This is a genomic window from Flavobacterium sp. FlaQc-28 (assembly GCF_044007415.1).
In the GTDB taxonomy this organism is placed as follows: Bacteria; Bacteroidota; Bacteroidia; order Flavobacteriales; family Flavobacteriaceae; genus Flavobacterium.
The window spans coordinates 19262-35099 of the sequence record NZ_JBIPCM010000001.1 but is presented as its reverse complement, the minus strand read 5'-3'; the positions used below and the strand labels follow the sequence as shown (position 1 = coordinate 35099).

Below are 15838 nucleotides of genomic sequence, written 5' to 3'. Positions count from 1 at the left end.
GTGTAATTAATTTAAAAATTTAGAAATCATGAAAAATTTATTTATTGTATTAGCAGCGGTTTTAGGAACAAGTGTAATGGTTAGTGCTCAAACCACTCCAACTCAGGCAGCTCCTGCAAAAGAGGTGAAAGCTACAAAACACCATCATAAATCAAACAAAAAAGCAAAAGCTGAAACTCCAAAAGAAGAAACTGCCACCGTGAAAAAATAAACATTGCTAATGTTTTGTCTTCAAAAGATTGTAAGGAGACAAAGTAGGATTAATGATTGTGGAGAATGCGGTTGAAGAAAGCTGATGAAGAAATTTGTCAGCTTTTTTTGTTCGTTAATTTTTTAATAATGTGTCATTTGATTTTTGATAATTGATTAATTTTAGTTGCACTTAAAAGATGTTTTATGAATGTTTTGATTGTTGAAGATAATAAAGAACTTGCAGTTGAAGTTTACGACTTTTTGTGCAAAGCAGGTTATATCTGTAAAATAGCAAATAATTGTGCCGATGCTCTTGAAGAATTTGCAAGTAATGATTATGATGCTATGCTGCTCGATCTTGGTTTGCCTGATGGAGATGGTTTTGAAGTTTTACAGACTATTCGAAAAACAAAATCAAAAATTGCGGTAATTGTGCTTACAGCACGTGGAGAATTAGATGATAGAATAAATGGGCTTCATTTGGGGGCTGATGATTATTTAACCAAACCTTTTGCTTTGACGGAATTGGCGGCCAGATTATTTGCTGTAATTCGTAGAATTCATGGATTTACTTTGAATAATTTAAGTATTCACGGATTTTTGCTTCAGCTTCAGGATTATAAAGTGAGTTATAACGAAGTGCCTTTAAGTCTGACTAAAAAAGAATTTGATGTTTTTCAATATTTAGTTCTAAATAAAAACCGTGTAATTACAAGATTGCAGTTAACAGAACATATTTGGGGAGATATTCTCGAGATAAATTCAGATTCTAATTTTATTGATGTCCATGTTCGAAACCTTCGAAAAAAATTAGACAAACATGCCCCGATAGATTGGTTTGAAACCGTTAGAAATGTGGGTTATCGAATTAATGAATAAATAAATATTGTGAAGATAAAACATCAACTAGCGATTTTTAATGCACTGACACGATTGTTGGTGATTTTGATTTTATGGCTGATGCTTCCTATTTTAGTCGAAAAGGTGGTTTATAGACATATTAATAATGGTCTTATTGAAAAAAAAGAAAAGTTTATAAAGCATTTAAATCAACAGGAAATTAATGATTTTATCGAAAATGAAGGGGACTCGACTGAGACTTATTCGCAATTTTCGACACTTCACAGTGAGTTTTTAGTTCTCTCAAAAGCTCCGATCAGGCCTGATCAAAAGAAAACAACCTTTACAAATGAATTTCGCATTATTGAAGGCGAAGAAAACGAATATAGGATTCTGACATATCATTTTAGTTTTGGAAATGAAGGTTATCAGCTCGAAATTGGCAGCAGTCTCGGGGAGGTAAATGATCTTACTTTTATAATTAGGTTTTTTATTATCATAGTTTTATTTATTATTCTTTTGGTGACTTTTTTGGCAGATACCGTTTATATAGAGTATTTGCTGAAGCCGTTTTATAAAATTATCGATACAAAAATAAGGCGCGTTAATGAACCTGAAGTTTTTGATCATACGCCCATAAAAGCAAAATCCCGTGATTTTAGAGAGCTGGATTTGGTTTTGAACCAAATGATGGATCGTATCGCAGAGCTTTTTAAAAAAGAAAAGCAGTTTATTTCGAATGTTTCTCATGAACTTCTTACACCAATTGCTTTACTCAAAAGCAAGTTCGAAAATTTATTACAGAATGAATCTTTAGATGAAAATGCTTTTGATAAAATAGCAGGTTCATTAAAGACATTGGATATGCTGAAAAAAATAATCAATAATCTATTGTTGATTTCTAGAATTGAAAATAATCAATATGAAGCTAATGAGGAAATTGATTTTCATGAAATTATAAATGATGTCGAGGAGGATCTGCAAGATCGAATTGAAGATAAAGGAATTCAATTTGTAAATGAGATGAAGAATGGTATAATTTTTAGAGGAAATAAAACCCTGCTTCATATTCTTATTTATAATTTGGTAACGAATGCAATTAAGTACAATAAACCAGATGGAAGTATTATAGTCAGCGATGGTTTTATACTGAATCAATATTTTATTTCAATTACGGATTCTGGTATTGGAATGAGTGATTTTCAAATTGAAAATATCTTTAATAGGTTTGCCAGAGTTAGTTCTGATCAGGAAGGGCAGGGGCTGGGGCTTGCGATAGCAAAAAGTATAGCGGTTTTTCATCATATTGAAATCAGAGTTGTTTCTAGTATGAATAAAGGAACAATTTTTACTTTATGTTTTCCTGAGGCGGCTAAAGCCTAATTATTTGTTAAAATTTTTCCTACTTACCAAACTTCATGTTGTCTTCATTTTGTGGTTTTACCTTTGGATAATAATAAAAGATAATAATCATAAAAAAAGCAACAATCATGAAAAAATTAGTAATGTTAGCAATTGCTGTTCTAGGAACAACTGCTATGATAAACGCTCAAACGACTCCAGCAAAAGCTGCACCAGTAAAAGAGGCTAAAGCTCCGAAAAAAGACAAAAAAATGGATAAAAAAACGGCAAAACCAGAAGCCGCTAAGCCAGAAGCAGCAAAAGGAAAAAAATAAAAAGCATTAGTTTGCTGAAGTAACCTGTACAAGGTTTTAGAAAAAATTGTAATAAAAAAGCTGATAGAGTAATCTATCGGCTTTTGCTTTTGTTTGAGTTAAATTTTTGATAATAAAAAGCGATAAAATTTTCATTCTTTGTTACTTTGCTTAAAACTATAATTAATGATTCTTAAATTTATAATCCTTTGCGTCCTCTTTTTGCTTCTTGAATTTTATTCCTACCAGGCTTTTCGCACTCTTATTAAGTTAAGATGGGTTTTAATAAGCTACCAGATTATCAGTTTTTTGCTTTTGGCATTTATCCTATATTCTTTTTCTCAGGTAGATCGATCAGTTGGTCAAACTAAACAGTTTATGTTTACAACAGGTTTGATGTTACTTGTTTATGTACCAAAAATTGTAATTACAGTAGTTTTATTTAGTGAAGACATTTTTAGAATTGGTGCCAGCATCTTCAATTATTTTATTTATAATACGCCTCGCAAAGAAATGATGCCGGATAGACGAAAGTTTGTGAGTCAGATTGCGCTAGGATTAGCTGCAGTACCTTTTTTATCTTTGATTTATGGAATATTTGAGGGGAAGTATAATTTTAAAGTAATCAAGCAAACTATTTTTTTTCCGGATTTGCCAGATGCATTTGACGGTTTTAAAATCACTCAAATTTCGGACGTTCACAGCGGAAGTTTTGATAATCCTGAAAAGATAAATTATGCTATTGATTTGATAAATGAACAGGAGTCTGATATGATTTTATTTACGGGAGATATTGTAAATACTCATGCTAAAGAAATGCATCCTTGGTTGGAAACATTCAATCGTATTAAAGATTATAAGTATGGTAAGTTTTCTGTTTTAGGAAATCATGATTATGGGGAGTATGTTGCCTGGTCTTCTGAAAAAGAAAAAAAGGAGAATTTTGAGGGTATAAAAAATCTTTATGGCCAAATTGGGTTTGAATTAATGCTTAACGAGCATAGATATATTCAGAAAGGTGATGATAAAATTGCTCTAATTGGAGTGGAAAACTGGGGGGCAAATTTTAAGAAAGCAGGGGATTTAAATAAAGCTTCAGAGCACGTAAATCAAGAGGATTTTAAAATTTTAATGAGTCACGATCCAAGTCATTGGGAGCATGAAGTAAAAAAACATCCTAAAAACTTTCATCTAACGTTGTCTGGTCATACTCATGGTATGCAGTTTGGAATTGAAATACCAGGATATTTTAAATGGAGTCTCGCACAATATATTTATAAACAATGGGCAGGATTATACGAAGAGTCTAAAAGATACGTTTATGTTAACCGCGGGTTTGGTTTTCATGCCTATCCGGGAAGAGTTGGAATTATGCCTGAAATAACGGTCATTGAACTAAAAAAGGGGAACAATGTGGCTTAATTCGTTAAAAATGCTACATTTGTATTAATTATCTTTTTTAACTAGATTAAAAGAATTAAATTTTTGGTTTTATGTCAAAATTTGGAGAACTTATAAATGCTCAGGTTCCAGTGTTAATTGACTTTTACACAGATTGGAACGAATCATCAGTATCGATGCATCCTGTTATTAAGGATGTTGCGGCTGCGCTAGGCGACAAAGCTAAGGTAATTAAAATTGATGTAGATAAGAATCAAGAATTGGCTGAGGCATTGCGAATTAAAGGGCTGCCTACATTGATGATTTATAAAGAAGGGCAAATGATCTGGAGACAGTCTGGAGAACTTGATGCTAATACTCTTATCGGTATTGTTCAAGATCAATTTGATTTTTAAAAGTTATGGCAGTGATATTATTTAGTGAATAATATCAAACTTATAGCCGTTTTCTTTTAAGAAATGTAATGTTTTTGGAAGAGCAAATTTTAAATTTGGCGACGCTTTTATGCTGTCATGAAATACAATTACACTTCCTGATTTTACATTTTTTGTAACGTTTTCAAGGCATTTTTCAGGAGTAATACTTTGGTCAAAGTCAGCACTCAAAACATCCCACATAATTATTTTATAGCCTAACTTGCGTAAAATTTTAGATTGTGCTTTTTTTATTTTTCCATAAGGAGGACGAAATAATAAATTGCATGTTTTTTCTTCTTCTAAAATAGCGGCACAATTTTTTACATTTTCAATATAATCATCGTTGTTACTTTTCCAGCCATTAACATGGTTCATGGTGTGATTTCCTATGCTGTGTCCGTCAGTTATAAGCTTTTCAAATAAGGATAAGTTGGCTTTAATGTTTTTTCCAATGCAAAAAAAGGTAGCTTTTGCATCAAATTTTCTCAGTTCAGCTAATACCCAATCTGTAATTTCTGGAGTTGGGCCATCATCAAAGGTGAGGTATATTTTCTTTTCGTTGTTTGGAATGTCCCAACAATATTTAGAAAACACCGTTTTTATGAATGAATTAGTTTTTACCCAATAAAAGCTCATTGTTAACTTATTTAGAGATAAGTAAATTTAAAAAATGCAGCACTGTTTATCAAGCAGTACTGCATTTTTTTAATTAATATATTTTTCGTATATTATTCTTTTTCGCGTCCAAAACGCTCAAAAATATTTACATACGTATTAAACGTTGTTTTGTGTTTTTCGTAAAAAGCTTTATCGTTGTTTTCTTTCATTACTTGCAGCAGGCTTCTGTATCGTTCAATATCAGTAATAATGTCAATAGCTAAATCTGTTTGGTCTGAACCGCTCAAAGTTTTGTAATAGTCTAGATTTTCTCTGTACTTGTTAACTAGTTTTTCTAATAAATCGTGCGCTTTAGCTTTTTCTCCTACTTTGTAATATCCACCAGCAAACGGCTCAACTAAAGAGTAGTAGCCAAACTTATCTAACGGCATTTTTGTAATCGCTAAATTGATAATATTTTTAGCTTTGTCAATTTTACCTTCAGCAATAAGTTCGTTCATTAAGCGAGATAAATTTGTTCTATACGTAATGCTGTTTCTTCTAGTTTCTGGATCGTGATAGATTTTTTCACTTTCGCTGTTGCCCCAGTCCCATTTCATTACAATATCATACATTTTATCAGCGTCAATTTGTCCCATGTCCATTGGTCCGCCATCTTTAGAAGGAACATTTTTAATAGGAACTAATTTGTAGACCATTCCGTCTAACTGTAAATAGTTTTTCAACCATAAATAATCTTCGTCATCAAAAGCACCTCCACTAAAATAAATTGGTCGTTTCCAATTGTTATTAGCTAAGATGTCAAGCATCATTAATCTATTTTTGTAGATTGCGCTTCCTTTAATGTCTATATCCATATAAGGAACGATAGAGTCGTTGTATTTAGGATTGACAACTTTATTTTTAATAATGGCATTTTTATCAATGTTTACTCTAATCTTATTTGTTGGGTAAAAATGAATTGTTTGTCCATTTTGTAATCCTACAGTTGATTTAGGGTTTTTGATAAAGTCGATAAAATCAGTGATATTCCAACGTGTTTCTATCTTTGGGATATGCGCCACGTAATCTAATTTATCTCCAACATATTGCTCATGTGTGAATGAAATAGGCAGAGGGTCAGATTCGTATGATTTCATTTTCATTTGGTCAATATACCAATCTGTCATGAAAAGACTTGTATTTACAATTTTCACATCTGTTCTAAAGTGCTCAATTTCTTGTGCATACCACAGAGGAAAGGTGTCGTTGTCTCCAATGGTAAATAAAATGGCGTCTTTATCGCACGAACTTAAATATGCTTTAGCCATTGCAACAGCTGTATATCTGTTTGATCTGTCGTGATCATCCCAGTTTTGTGAGGCCATTAAAACAGGAGCCGCTAATAAACTTCCGGCAATAATAATTGGTCCTGCAATTTTTGGAGCAATATATTTTTGGATACTTTCATATAAAGAGTAAACTCCAAAACCAATCCAGATTGCAAAGACATAGAATGATCCTACCAGAGCATAATCTCTTTCTCGAGGTTCAAAAGGTCTTTCGTTCAGGTAAATTTTTAATGCAATTCCAGTAAATAAGAATAAGGCTAAAAGCACATAAAAGCTTTTAAGATCTTTGTTCGCGTGGTACATTAGTCCAATTAGACCTAAGATAAACGGAAGGAAAAAGTAAACATTTCTTCCTTTGTTGTTTAAAACGTCAGAAGGTAGGTTGTCTTGAGATCCCAAATGTACAGAGTCAAGAGCTTTGATTCCGCTGATCCAGTTTCCGTCTAAATTGTCATATTTTCCTTGAACATCGCTTTGGCGTCCAACAAAATTCCACATTAAATATCTCCAGTACATATATCCAAATTGATATTCGAACATAAAACTGAAATTATCAACAGTTGAAGGTTTTTCGATTATTAAATAATCTTTATAGCTGTTTAGGAATTTAACATAGCCTTCGTTGTCAATTTGTTTTTGAGCAAAAGCATGTTTAAATTCAGAAATAGTTTTTTCAACTTCATTTCTTAATTGAGCAGTTGCTTTGTTGTATTCGTCTTCGCTCAATTGGCTTGCGTCAATTCCGTACTTTGCTAAATCATCCTCATAATTATAATTTGGGTTGATTCTGAATTTAGGCGGGTTTGTAAAGCTGATGTAGTTCTGAATGTGTCCAGTTTCGGTACTCCACATTCTTGGCAGAATCGTTTTTTGATTGTCATCTGAATTTTGATCAGCGTTTTTATAATTGTTGGTAATGATATATTTACCAGTTTTATCGTCTCTCTCGTAGTTGGGTTTTTTGTCTAAGTATGGGTTTTTAGCATCCAGACCTGCAAAAACTTCAGTGTATTGAGGGCCGTAGAACAACGGGTTTACTCCGTATTGCTCACGATTATAGTAAGCTAGAACTTCGGCAGCATCTGATGGCTTGTTTTCATTGATTACTGTATTTGCGTTAGCACGCACAGGAAGCATCATCCAAGTCGAAAAACCTATAAATATAAATAAGATGCAAAGTATAATGGTGTTGTAAAAAATTAAACCTTTTTGCTTGGTAAATTTTAATCCAAAATAGAAGAATGCAATTAGAAGTAAAACAACAAAGATGGTTCCTGAATTAAATGGTAATCCCATGCTGTTTACCATGAAAATTTCAGTTTTACCAAAGAATGCCATTGTTAAAGGCAAGAGTAATTTAAAGATAAACAACAAAATCCCGATTACAACAACATTTGCAATAAGAAAGTTTTTAAGCGTAACTTTTTCGTAATGTTTAAAATAGTAAAGAAACCCGATTGATGGAATCGTTAATAATGCCATAAAGTGCACACCAAACGAAAGTCCAACAACTAAAGATATGATTAATAGCCATTTGTTTCCTTTTGGCTTGTCCATATCTTGTTCCCAGCGTAATCCCAGCCAGAAAAGTAATGCGATTAATAATGAAGCCATTGCATATACTTCGGCTTCAACGGCATTAAACCAAAAGCTGTCTGAGAAAGTGTAAGCTAATGCTCCTACAAAAGAACTTCCTAGAATTACAATAGAATTATTTTGGTCAATTTCGGCAAAACGAGCTACAATTTTCTTTAAAATCATAGACGATGACCAGAACATGAATAATATTGTAAAGGCGCTTGAAAAAACAGACATCATATTTACCATTAAGGCTACATGTTGTGCATCTATGGCGAACATCGCAAAAAAGGCACCCATCATTTGAAATAAAGGTGCTCCTGGCGGATGACCCACTTCTAATTTAGCCGCTGTGGCTATGTATTCCCCGCAATCCCAAAAACTCATGGTAGGTTCAACTGTTAGTGTGTAGGTGATTAAAGCGATTGCAAATGCAAACCAACCAATAATTGTATTCCATTTATTGAAATTGAATTGTGCCATATTTAGGTGTTATAATTTTGTATGTTTTTAATCCTACAAAGAAAATGTTTTTTTGTGTAAAGAAACGAGCATTAACAAAAAATTCTATAAAAGTATGCGTGAAGAGTAATTTGTTGTTTATGAGTGTCTTCTGGTGTTTTGAATAAGTATGAAGCTAAAAAGTGAAAAAAAAATGAATTTTTTTGATAAAAAAGCTTGTGCAAATTAAATAAAGGCTTAAATTTGCACTCGCTTAACAGCACTGCTGGTCTATGGTGTAATGGTAACACAACTGTTTTTGGTGCAGTCTTTCTAGGTTCGAGTCCTAGTAGACCAACATAAAAAGCCTCTCATTTGAGAGGCTTTTTTTATGCAAAAAAAAATATCTCTAAAAATTTGCATAAACTAAATAAAGTTATAATTTTGCACCCGCTTAACAGCATTATTGGTCTATGGTGTAATGGTAACACAACTGTTTTTGGTGCAGTCTTTCTAGGTTCGAGTCCTAGTAGACCAACATAAAAAGCCTCTCATTTGAGAGGCTTTTTTTTATGCGGAAAATTTAAGTGTGTCGGTTTTGCTTAATTGTTTTATATTTTAAAAGTGATAATAGGTTTTACGGCGTGATTTACTAAGCCTTCGCTGATGCTCCCGTTAAAAAAGTGCGCAAAACCAGTTCTTCCATGTGTGCACATTCCAATAATATCTGCGTTTATTTTGTTAGAAAAATTTATGATTCCTTTTTCGATATTGGTATCGTTATAAATGTTTGTAGTGTAATCATTGAGGTTAAATTCCGTGATGAAATCGGTAATGGCTTTCTCTGCTGCGTGTGTGGTTTTAAAACTGTTTGGTGTGCAAATTGTGACTAAATGCAGTTTTGATTCAAATGTTTTGGCGAAGTCAAGGAGTTTTTTGAACGGTTTTTTAGCTTCTTCTGAAAAATCAGATGCAAATACAATGTTGGATGCGTTAAAATTTTTGATATCTTTTTTAATTACAAGAACAGGAATGTCTGAGTTGCGTACTACTTTTTCAGTGTTAGAGCCTATTAGTAATTCTTCAACGCCAGAAGAGCCATGAGACCCCATTACAATTAAATCTATATTGTGGTCTTTGCTTACTTGGGTGATTCCGTGAATAGGTTTGTCCATTTTTACAATTTCAGTCACTTGAATGCCGTCTAGATATGGTTTTGATGAAATTTCGTCCAGCATTTCGTTTGCTTTTTTCATGAAAAGCATGGTTTCGGGAATGCTGGTGCCGCCTAAAACAGCGTCGTTCATTTGGCTTGGAAGTTCAAGCATATGAAGGATGATGATTTCGGAGTTGTTTTTTTGGGCAATTTGCGCAGCGACTTTTAAGGCGTCTTCTGCGTGTTCAGAGAAATCAGTAGGTACTAGAATTTGTTTCATGTTTTTTGGGTTGAATAATGAGAAATTCTGTTAAATTAATGCTTCTATAAAGATAAGAAATATTTTTAGAGCGATCTATTTATTTTGATTTATAAAAAAATCACTATATTTGCACCGTTATTTATTAAAATCTAAATAATGAGGGGACTAAGTGTCCCCTCTTTTTATAAAATTATGACATTTAAAGAAAAAGTAAACGGATTAATTGCGGAGGCTCTTTTAGAAAAGCCGTCAATCTTTTTGATTGATTTGGCTGTTTCTGATGCTTTTAAAATTAGTGTAGGTTTAGATGGTGATACAGGAGTGGCGCTGCAGGATTGCATCGATATTAGTAGAGCAATTGAGAATAACTTGGATCGTGAAGAGCAAGATTTTTCTCTTGAAGTAGCATCAGTTGGAGTAGGGTCTCCTTTGAAATTGGTAAGACAATACAAGAAAAATATTGGTAGAACATTGATTGTTACTACAAATGCTGAAAAAATTGAAGCAGAATTAGTAGAAGCTAACGATGTTTTTATAATTTTGTCTTGGGAAGCAAGAGAACCGAAAAAAATAGGAAAAGGAAAAGAAACAGTTCAAAAAGAGCAGCAAATACCTTATACAGAAATTAAAGAGGCAATTGTTACAGTAACATTTTAATTAAAGAATTCGCATGGAAAATTTAGCATTAATCGATTCATTCTCGGAGTTTAAAGACAATAAACTTATTGATCGTGTAACGCTTATGGCAATTTTAGAGGACGTGTTTAGAAATGCATTAAAGAAAAAATACGGTTCTGATGATAACTTCGACATCATTATAAATCCTGATAAAGGAGATATGGAGATTTGGAGAAGAAGAGTAATTGTTGCTGACGAAGATCTTGATTTTGAAAATGAAGAGATTACTTTGACTGAAGCAAGAATGATCGAGGCGGATTTTGAAATTGGCGAGGAAGTTTCTGAAGAGGTTAAATTGATCGATTTAGGGAGAAGAGCTATTTTGGCTTTGCGTCAAAACTTAATATCTAAAATTCACGAACACGATAATACAAATCTTTATAAGCAATTTAAAGATATTATTGGTGACATATATACTGCAGAAGTACATCACGTACGCCCTAGAGTAGTTATCTTAGTTGATGATGAAGGAAACGAAATTGTACTTCCGAAAGAAAAACAGATTCCATCTGACTTTTTCCGTAAAGGAGATAACGTTCGTGGAATTATTGAAAGCGTTGAATTAAAAGGAAATAAACCTCAAATTATTATGTCTAGAACTTCTGAGAAGTTCTTAGAAAAATTATTTGAACAAGAAATTCCTGAAGTATTCGACGGTTTGATTACGGTTAAAAATGTAGTGCGTATTCCTGGTGAGAAAGCAAAAGTTGCGGTAGATTCTTATGATGATAGAATTGATCCAGTTGGAGCTTGCGTTGGTATGAAAGGATCTCGTATTCACGGTATTGTTCGTGAATTAGGAAATGAAAATATTGATGTTATCAATTATACAAACAACATTCAATTGTTTATTACAAGAGCATTAAGCCCTGCAAAAGTTTCTTCGATCAAAATTGATGAGGAAAACAAAAGAGCAGAAGTATTCTTGAAATTAGAAGAAGTTTCTAAAGCAATTGGTAGAGGTGGTCACAATATTAAATTGGCAGGTCAATTAACGGGTTATGAATTAGATGTTATTCGTGAAGGTGATGTTGCTGGTACAGTTGCGGATGAAGACGATGTTGAATTAACAGAGTTTTCAGATGAAATTGAAGAATGGGTAATCGAGGAATTTGCTAAGATAGGTTTAGATACTGCAAAAAGTATTTTAAAACAAGAAGTAGAAGATTTAGTAAGAAGAACGGATTTAGAAGAGGAAACAATTCTGGATGTTATGAAGATACTAAAAGAAGAGTTTGACAGCTAGTTAACAGCTGAAGTCTGGCTCTAACAACACAACGAAAAAGGTAATAATAAAAAGGTTATATGTCTGAAGAGAGAGTAATAAGAATAAATAAGGTTTTAAGGGAATTAAATATCTCGTTAGAAAGAGCTGTTGATTATCTAAAAGATAAGGGTATTGCTATTGATGCAAATCCAAACGCGAAAATTTCTGATAGTGAGTTTAATATCCTGCAAAGCCAATTTGCGGGCGATAAGGGGAATAAGGAAGCTTCTAAAGAGGTTGGAGAAGAGAAAAGAAAAGAAAAAGAAGCATTACGTGTAGAGCGTGAGAAAGAAATTGAAGACAAACGCAGACAAGATGAGGAGCGCCAAAAGCAACAGGAGATTATAAAAGCGAGAGCAATTGTAACTGGGCCTGTGCAAGTAGGTAAAATAGATTTAAATCCGAAGAAACCTGCAGTTGTTTCTACTCCTACTGAGGAGCCAGTTAAAGCTGAAGAGCCAAAAGCAGTTATTACTCCAACTCAACCAGAAAAACCAGTTCAGAAAGAAGTTGTACAGCCTGAGCCAGCGGCTCCTGTAGTTTCTGAAGAGAAAAAGGTAGAGAAACCTATTATTACAGAGAAAAAAGAAGTAAAAGCTGAAGTTTCAAAAACAGCGCAAGAGCCTATTGTTTCAACAGATCCTGCAACTGCCGAAGAAACAATTACTACTCAATATCAGAAATTATCTGGAACAACTCTTACGGGGCAGACAATTGATTTATCTCAATTTAACAAACCTAAGAAAAAGAAGGAAGATCCTAAAATTACGCCTAATAAGCCTGGTGCGCCAGGTGTTGGAAATAATGCCAATAAAAATAAACGTAAAAGGATTGCGCCTAAACCAGGAACTCCAGGGGCGCCAAAACCTCAAGGAGCTGGTAATGCGCCGGGAACTCCAAATCCTAATAAGATAACACCAAACAATGGTGGTGGCGGATTTAATACGAACAGAAGTGCGAGACCTGGTTTTGTAAAAGGAAACCGTCCAGCTATTGTGGCTAAAGTTGAGCCTACTGAAGAAGAAGTAAAAAACCAAATTAGAGAGACTCTTGAAAAACTTCAAGGTAAAGGAGGGAAATCTAAAGCGGCTAAATATAGAAGAGATAAAAGAGAAACGCACCGTCAGAAATCTGATGATGAGCAAAGAGCTCTTGACGAAGGAAGTAAAACAATTAAAGTTACTGAATTTGTTACTGTAGGTGAAATTGCAATCATGATGGATGTGCCGATTACAAAAGTAATTGGAACTTGTATGTCTCTTGGAATCATGGTTACGATGAATCAGCGTTTAGATGCTGAAACATTAACTATTGTTGCTGACGAATTTGGTTATGAGGTTGAATTTATAACTGTTGATATTGAAGAAGCAATCGAGGTTGTTGAAGATAAAGAAGAAGATTTAGTAACTAGAGCACCAATTGTTACGGTAATGGGTCACGTTGACCACGGTAAAACATCTTTACTGGATTATATCCGTAAAGAAAATGTTATCGCTGGAGAGTCAGGTGGTATTACGCAGCACATTGGAGCTTATGGGGTTACTCTTGATAATGGTCAGAAAATCGCATTCTTAGATACGCCAGGTCACGAGGCGTTTACCGCGATGCGTGCACGTGGAGCTCAAGTTACAGATATCGCTATTATCGTAGTTGCAGCGGATGATGATATCATGCCGCAAACTAAAGAGGCAATTTCTCACGCACAAGCTGCGGGAGTGCCAATTATATTTGCGATCAATAAAATTGATAAACCAAATGCTAATGTTGAGAAAATCAAAGAGCGTTTAGCTAGTATGAATTTACTTGTTGAAGATTGGGGTGGGAAAATTCAGTCACATGATATTTCTGCGAAAGTTGGAACGGGAGTAAAAGAATTATTAGAGAAAGTTTTATTGGAAGCTGAAATCTTAGATTTGAAAGCGAATCCAAATAAAGCTGCACAGGGAACTGTTGTTGAGGCTTTCTTAGATAAAGGAAAAGGTTATGTTTCGACAATTTTAGTACAACAAGGTACGTTGAAAATTGGAGATTATATGCTTGCTGGAAAGCATCATGGAAAAGTTAAAGCAATGCATGATGAAAGAGGGCATACAGTTTTAGAAGCTGGTCCTTCGACTCCGGTATCTGTTTTAGGTTTAGATGGAGCGGCAACAGCAGGTGATAAGTTTAATGTATTCGAAGACGAAAAAGAGGCTAAGCAAATTGCATCTAAGCGTTCTCAATTAATGCGTGAACAATCTGTACGTACTCAACGTCACATTACTCTTGATGAAATTGGACGTCGTATCGCTCTTGGTCAGTTTAAGGAATTGAATGTAATCCTTAAAGGAGACGTTGATGGATCTGTTGAAGCATTATCAGATTCGTTCTCTAAACTTTCGACAGAAGAAATTCAAATTAATATTATCCATAAAGGTGTTGGAGCAATTACTGAAACTGACGTTATGTTGGCTTCTGCTTCTGATGCGATCATTATTGGATTTAACGTTCGTCCTGCTGGAAATGCTAGACAGCTTGCTGATAAAGAAGAAATCGATATCCGTTATTATTCTATTATTTATGCGGCGATCGATGACTTGAAAGATGCAATGGAAGGAATGTTAGCTCCTGAAATGAAAGAGGAAATTTTAGGAACAGCTGAGATTCGTGAGATTTTCAAAATTTCTAAAGTTGGTTCAATTGCAGGATGTATGGTAACGGATGGTAAGATTTTGAGAAGCTCTAAAATTAGAGTTATTAGAGATGGAGTTGTAGTGCATACAGGAGAATTAGTTGCTTTAAAACGTTTCAAAGATGATGTTAAAGAAGTTTCTAAAGGTTATGATTGTGGTATTCAAATTAAAGGGTTCAATGATATTGAAATGAATGATGTTATTGAAGCTTATCACGAAGTTGCAATTAAAAAGAAACTAAAATAAGAGCGTTTTTTTTAAAAATATAAATCCCGATTTTTTCGGGATTTTTTTTGTTTAGAACTGTTAGGTTTTGATAAGAGAATGAGTATTTTTTTTAAGATTGAGTTTTTTTGTGGTTAGTGTTTTCTTTGGTGATTTTTTTGCGAGGTGATATGTTTTGAAGTTCTCTTAGTAAGATACTTTGTTGCGTGTTGTTAGGTTTTACTAGAAGGGTGTATTGATGTTTTCGTGCTAAAGAGAACATATTGTGTTTTAAAGGCAAAAAGGGAGTGGTTGAAAGGATAGTGTGGAAATCTGGTGTATAAGGTTGTTTTTGGGTAAAAAAGCGCTGTTTTGGTCTGGTAGCAAGTTGTCGGAAATGGCTTTTTAGGAGTTGTGATTGAGTTGTGATGTTTGTATGTAATGTAGCGAAGTGGTTGCTGTTGATAATGAAAAAGTAAATTTTGAATTTGGGCTTTGTGTTTAGGTGTTAGTTTTTGTTTGGTATCTTTAAATACCTCGTTATAATAAAAAAACCACAAAAGAAACTCGGTGAAGAGTTGCTTTTGTGGTTCTTTATTTTTATTGTTTCTTATTTTTACTTATTCGGCTTTAGCAGGAATACATTTTTGTATTTTTTCTTGATATCTGCTAAATTTCTTTCTGCTTCGATTCTTGACTTAAAACTGCCTACAATTACTTTGTAGTTTGGGGTATTAAAAATTATAGTGCCATCAATGTTTGAGTATTCTCTTTTAAAGTCGGCTAGTGTTTTTTTTGCTTCTTCGCTTTTTCCGCTAAAAATTTGAATTCTATAGGAATCATTTGTACTTATTGATGTGTTAAATTTACGTTTCTCGTTCATTAATTGCTCAAATTTGGGATCTTGATTTACTGTTAAATTTTGATCTTGAGCATGAATATTGTTTGCTAAAGCAAAGATTACTAATGTTAAGAAAACGTTTTTTGAAGGGGTTAAAATTCTCATAATGTGATGGTTTTTGTGCAAAAATAATATTTAAAGTTTGTATGGAAAATTTTAATATTATTTAGAATTGATATAAATTGATATTTAAGAGTATTTTAAGGTTTTGAGAATAGTTCATAAG

At 33.5% G+C, this 15838-nt stretch carries 13 protein-coding genes and 2 tRNA genes; 11 read left to right on the top strand and 4 right to left on the bottom strand.

The window, feature by feature from the left end; genetic code table 11:
* Positions 1 to 28 precede the first annotated feature (28 nt).
* From ACHRVL_RS00135 to ACHRVL_RS00110, 6 genes are all read left to right on the top strand, one after another.
* On the top strand, positions 29 to 211 hold the full coding sequence (locus tag ACHRVL_RS00135) for a hypothetical protein (protein WP_089052694.1): 183 nt from the start codon (positions 29 to 31) through the stop codon (positions 209 to 211).
* A gap of 185 nt (positions 212 to 396) precedes the next feature.
* A complete protein-coding gene (locus tag ACHRVL_RS00130) occupies positions 397 to 1071 on the top strand; it encodes a response regulator transcription factor (protein ID WP_395409426.1) in 675 nt (224 codons plus the stop codon).
* A 9-nt stretch (positions 1072 to 1080) separates the two neighbouring features.
* Positions 1081 to 2415 (top strand): sensor histidine kinase, encoded by a 1335-nt coding sequence (locus ACHRVL_RS00125; protein WP_395409424.1) that lies wholly within the window; start codon positions 1081 to 1083, stop codon positions 2413 to 2415.
* 107 nt (positions 2416 to 2522) lie between these two features.
* Positions 2523 to 2708 (top strand): hypothetical protein, encoded by a 186-nt coding sequence (locus ACHRVL_RS00120; protein WP_395409423.1) that lies wholly within the window; start codon positions 2523 to 2525, stop codon positions 2706 to 2708.
* 165 nt (positions 2709 to 2873) lie between these two features.
* Positions 2874 to 4109 (top strand): metallophosphoesterase, encoded by a 1236-nt coding sequence (locus ACHRVL_RS00115; RefSeq protein ID WP_395409421.1) that lies wholly within the window; start codon positions 2874 to 2876, stop codon positions 4107 to 4109.
* A 71-nt stretch (positions 4110 to 4180) separates the two neighbouring features.
* On the top strand, positions 4181 to 4483 hold the full coding sequence (locus ACHRVL_RS00110) for a co-chaperone YbbN (protein ID WP_089052699.1): 303 nt from the start codon (positions 4181 to 4183) through the stop codon (positions 4481 to 4483).
* Positions 4484 to 4504: 21 nt separating this feature from the next.
* On the opposite strand, the gene ACHRVL_RS00105 is transcribed toward ACHRVL_RS00110, so the two are convergent.
* Together ACHRVL_RS00105 and ACHRVL_RS00100 are read right to left on the bottom strand one after the other, a co-directional pair.
* The gene (locus ACHRVL_RS00105; RefSeq protein WP_089052700.1) at positions 4505 to 5140 is read right to left on the bottom strand and encodes a polysaccharide deacetylase family protein; all 636 of its coding nucleotides are present in this window, start codon (positions 5138 to 5140) and stop codon (positions 4505 to 4507) included.
* A 92-nt stretch (positions 5141 to 5232) separates the two neighbouring features.
* Positions 5233 to 8514 carry a DUF2723 domain-containing protein gene (locus tag ACHRVL_RS00100; protein WP_395409420.1) on the bottom strand — a complete coding sequence of 1094 codons (3282 nt, stop codon included), beginning with the start codon at positions 8512 to 8514 and terminating at the stop codon, positions 5233 to 5235.
* A gap of 245 nt (positions 8515 to 8759) precedes the next feature.
* Here ACHRVL_RS00100 and ACHRVL_RS00095 point away from each other — a divergent pair.
* Positions 8760 to 8830, top strand: a tRNA-Gln gene (locus ACHRVL_RS00095).
* 109 nt (positions 8831 to 8939) lie between these two features.
* Positions 8940 to 9010 (top strand) — tRNA-Gln (locus tag ACHRVL_RS00090).
* 73 nt (positions 9011 to 9083) lie between these two features.
* On the opposite strand, the gene ACHRVL_RS00085 is transcribed toward ACHRVL_RS00090, so the two are convergent.
* Complete coding sequence (locus ACHRVL_RS00085; RefSeq protein WP_395409419.1) at positions 9084 to 9908, bottom strand: universal stress protein; 825 nt, start codon at positions 9906 to 9908, stop codon at positions 9084 to 9086.
* 174 nt (positions 9909 to 10082) lie between these two features.
* Between ACHRVL_RS00085 and rimP the strand changes: the two genes are divergently transcribed.
* From rimP to infB, 3 genes are read left to right on the top strand one after another with little or no spacing between them, the layout of a single operon-like run.
* A complete protein-coding gene (gene rimP, locus ACHRVL_RS00080) occupies positions 10083 to 10547 on the top strand; it encodes a ribosome assembly cofactor RimP (RefSeq protein WP_395409417.1) in 465 nt (154 codons plus the stop codon).
* A 13-nt stretch (positions 10548 to 10560) separates the two neighbouring features.
* Positions 10561 to 11814 carry a transcription termination factor NusA gene (gene nusA / locus ACHRVL_RS00075; protein ID WP_089052704.1) on the top strand — a complete coding sequence of 418 codons (1254 nt, stop codon included), beginning with the start codon at positions 10561 to 10563 and terminating at the stop codon, positions 11812 to 11814.
* 59 nt (positions 11815 to 11873) lie between these two features.
* Positions 11874 to 14753, top strand: coding sequence for a translation initiation factor IF-2 (gene infB, locus ACHRVL_RS00070; protein ID WP_395409416.1), 2880 nt, complete (start codon positions 11874 to 11876; stop codon positions 14751 to 14753).
* Between the two features lie 574 nt (positions 14754 to 15327).
* Here infB and ACHRVL_RS00065 read toward each other — a convergent pair.
* Positions 15328 to 15717 (bottom strand): SPOR domain-containing protein, encoded by a 390-nt coding sequence (locus ACHRVL_RS00065; protein WP_089052706.1) that lies wholly within the window; start codon positions 15715 to 15717, stop codon positions 15328 to 15330.
* Positions 15718 to 15838: the final 121 nt, after the last annotated feature.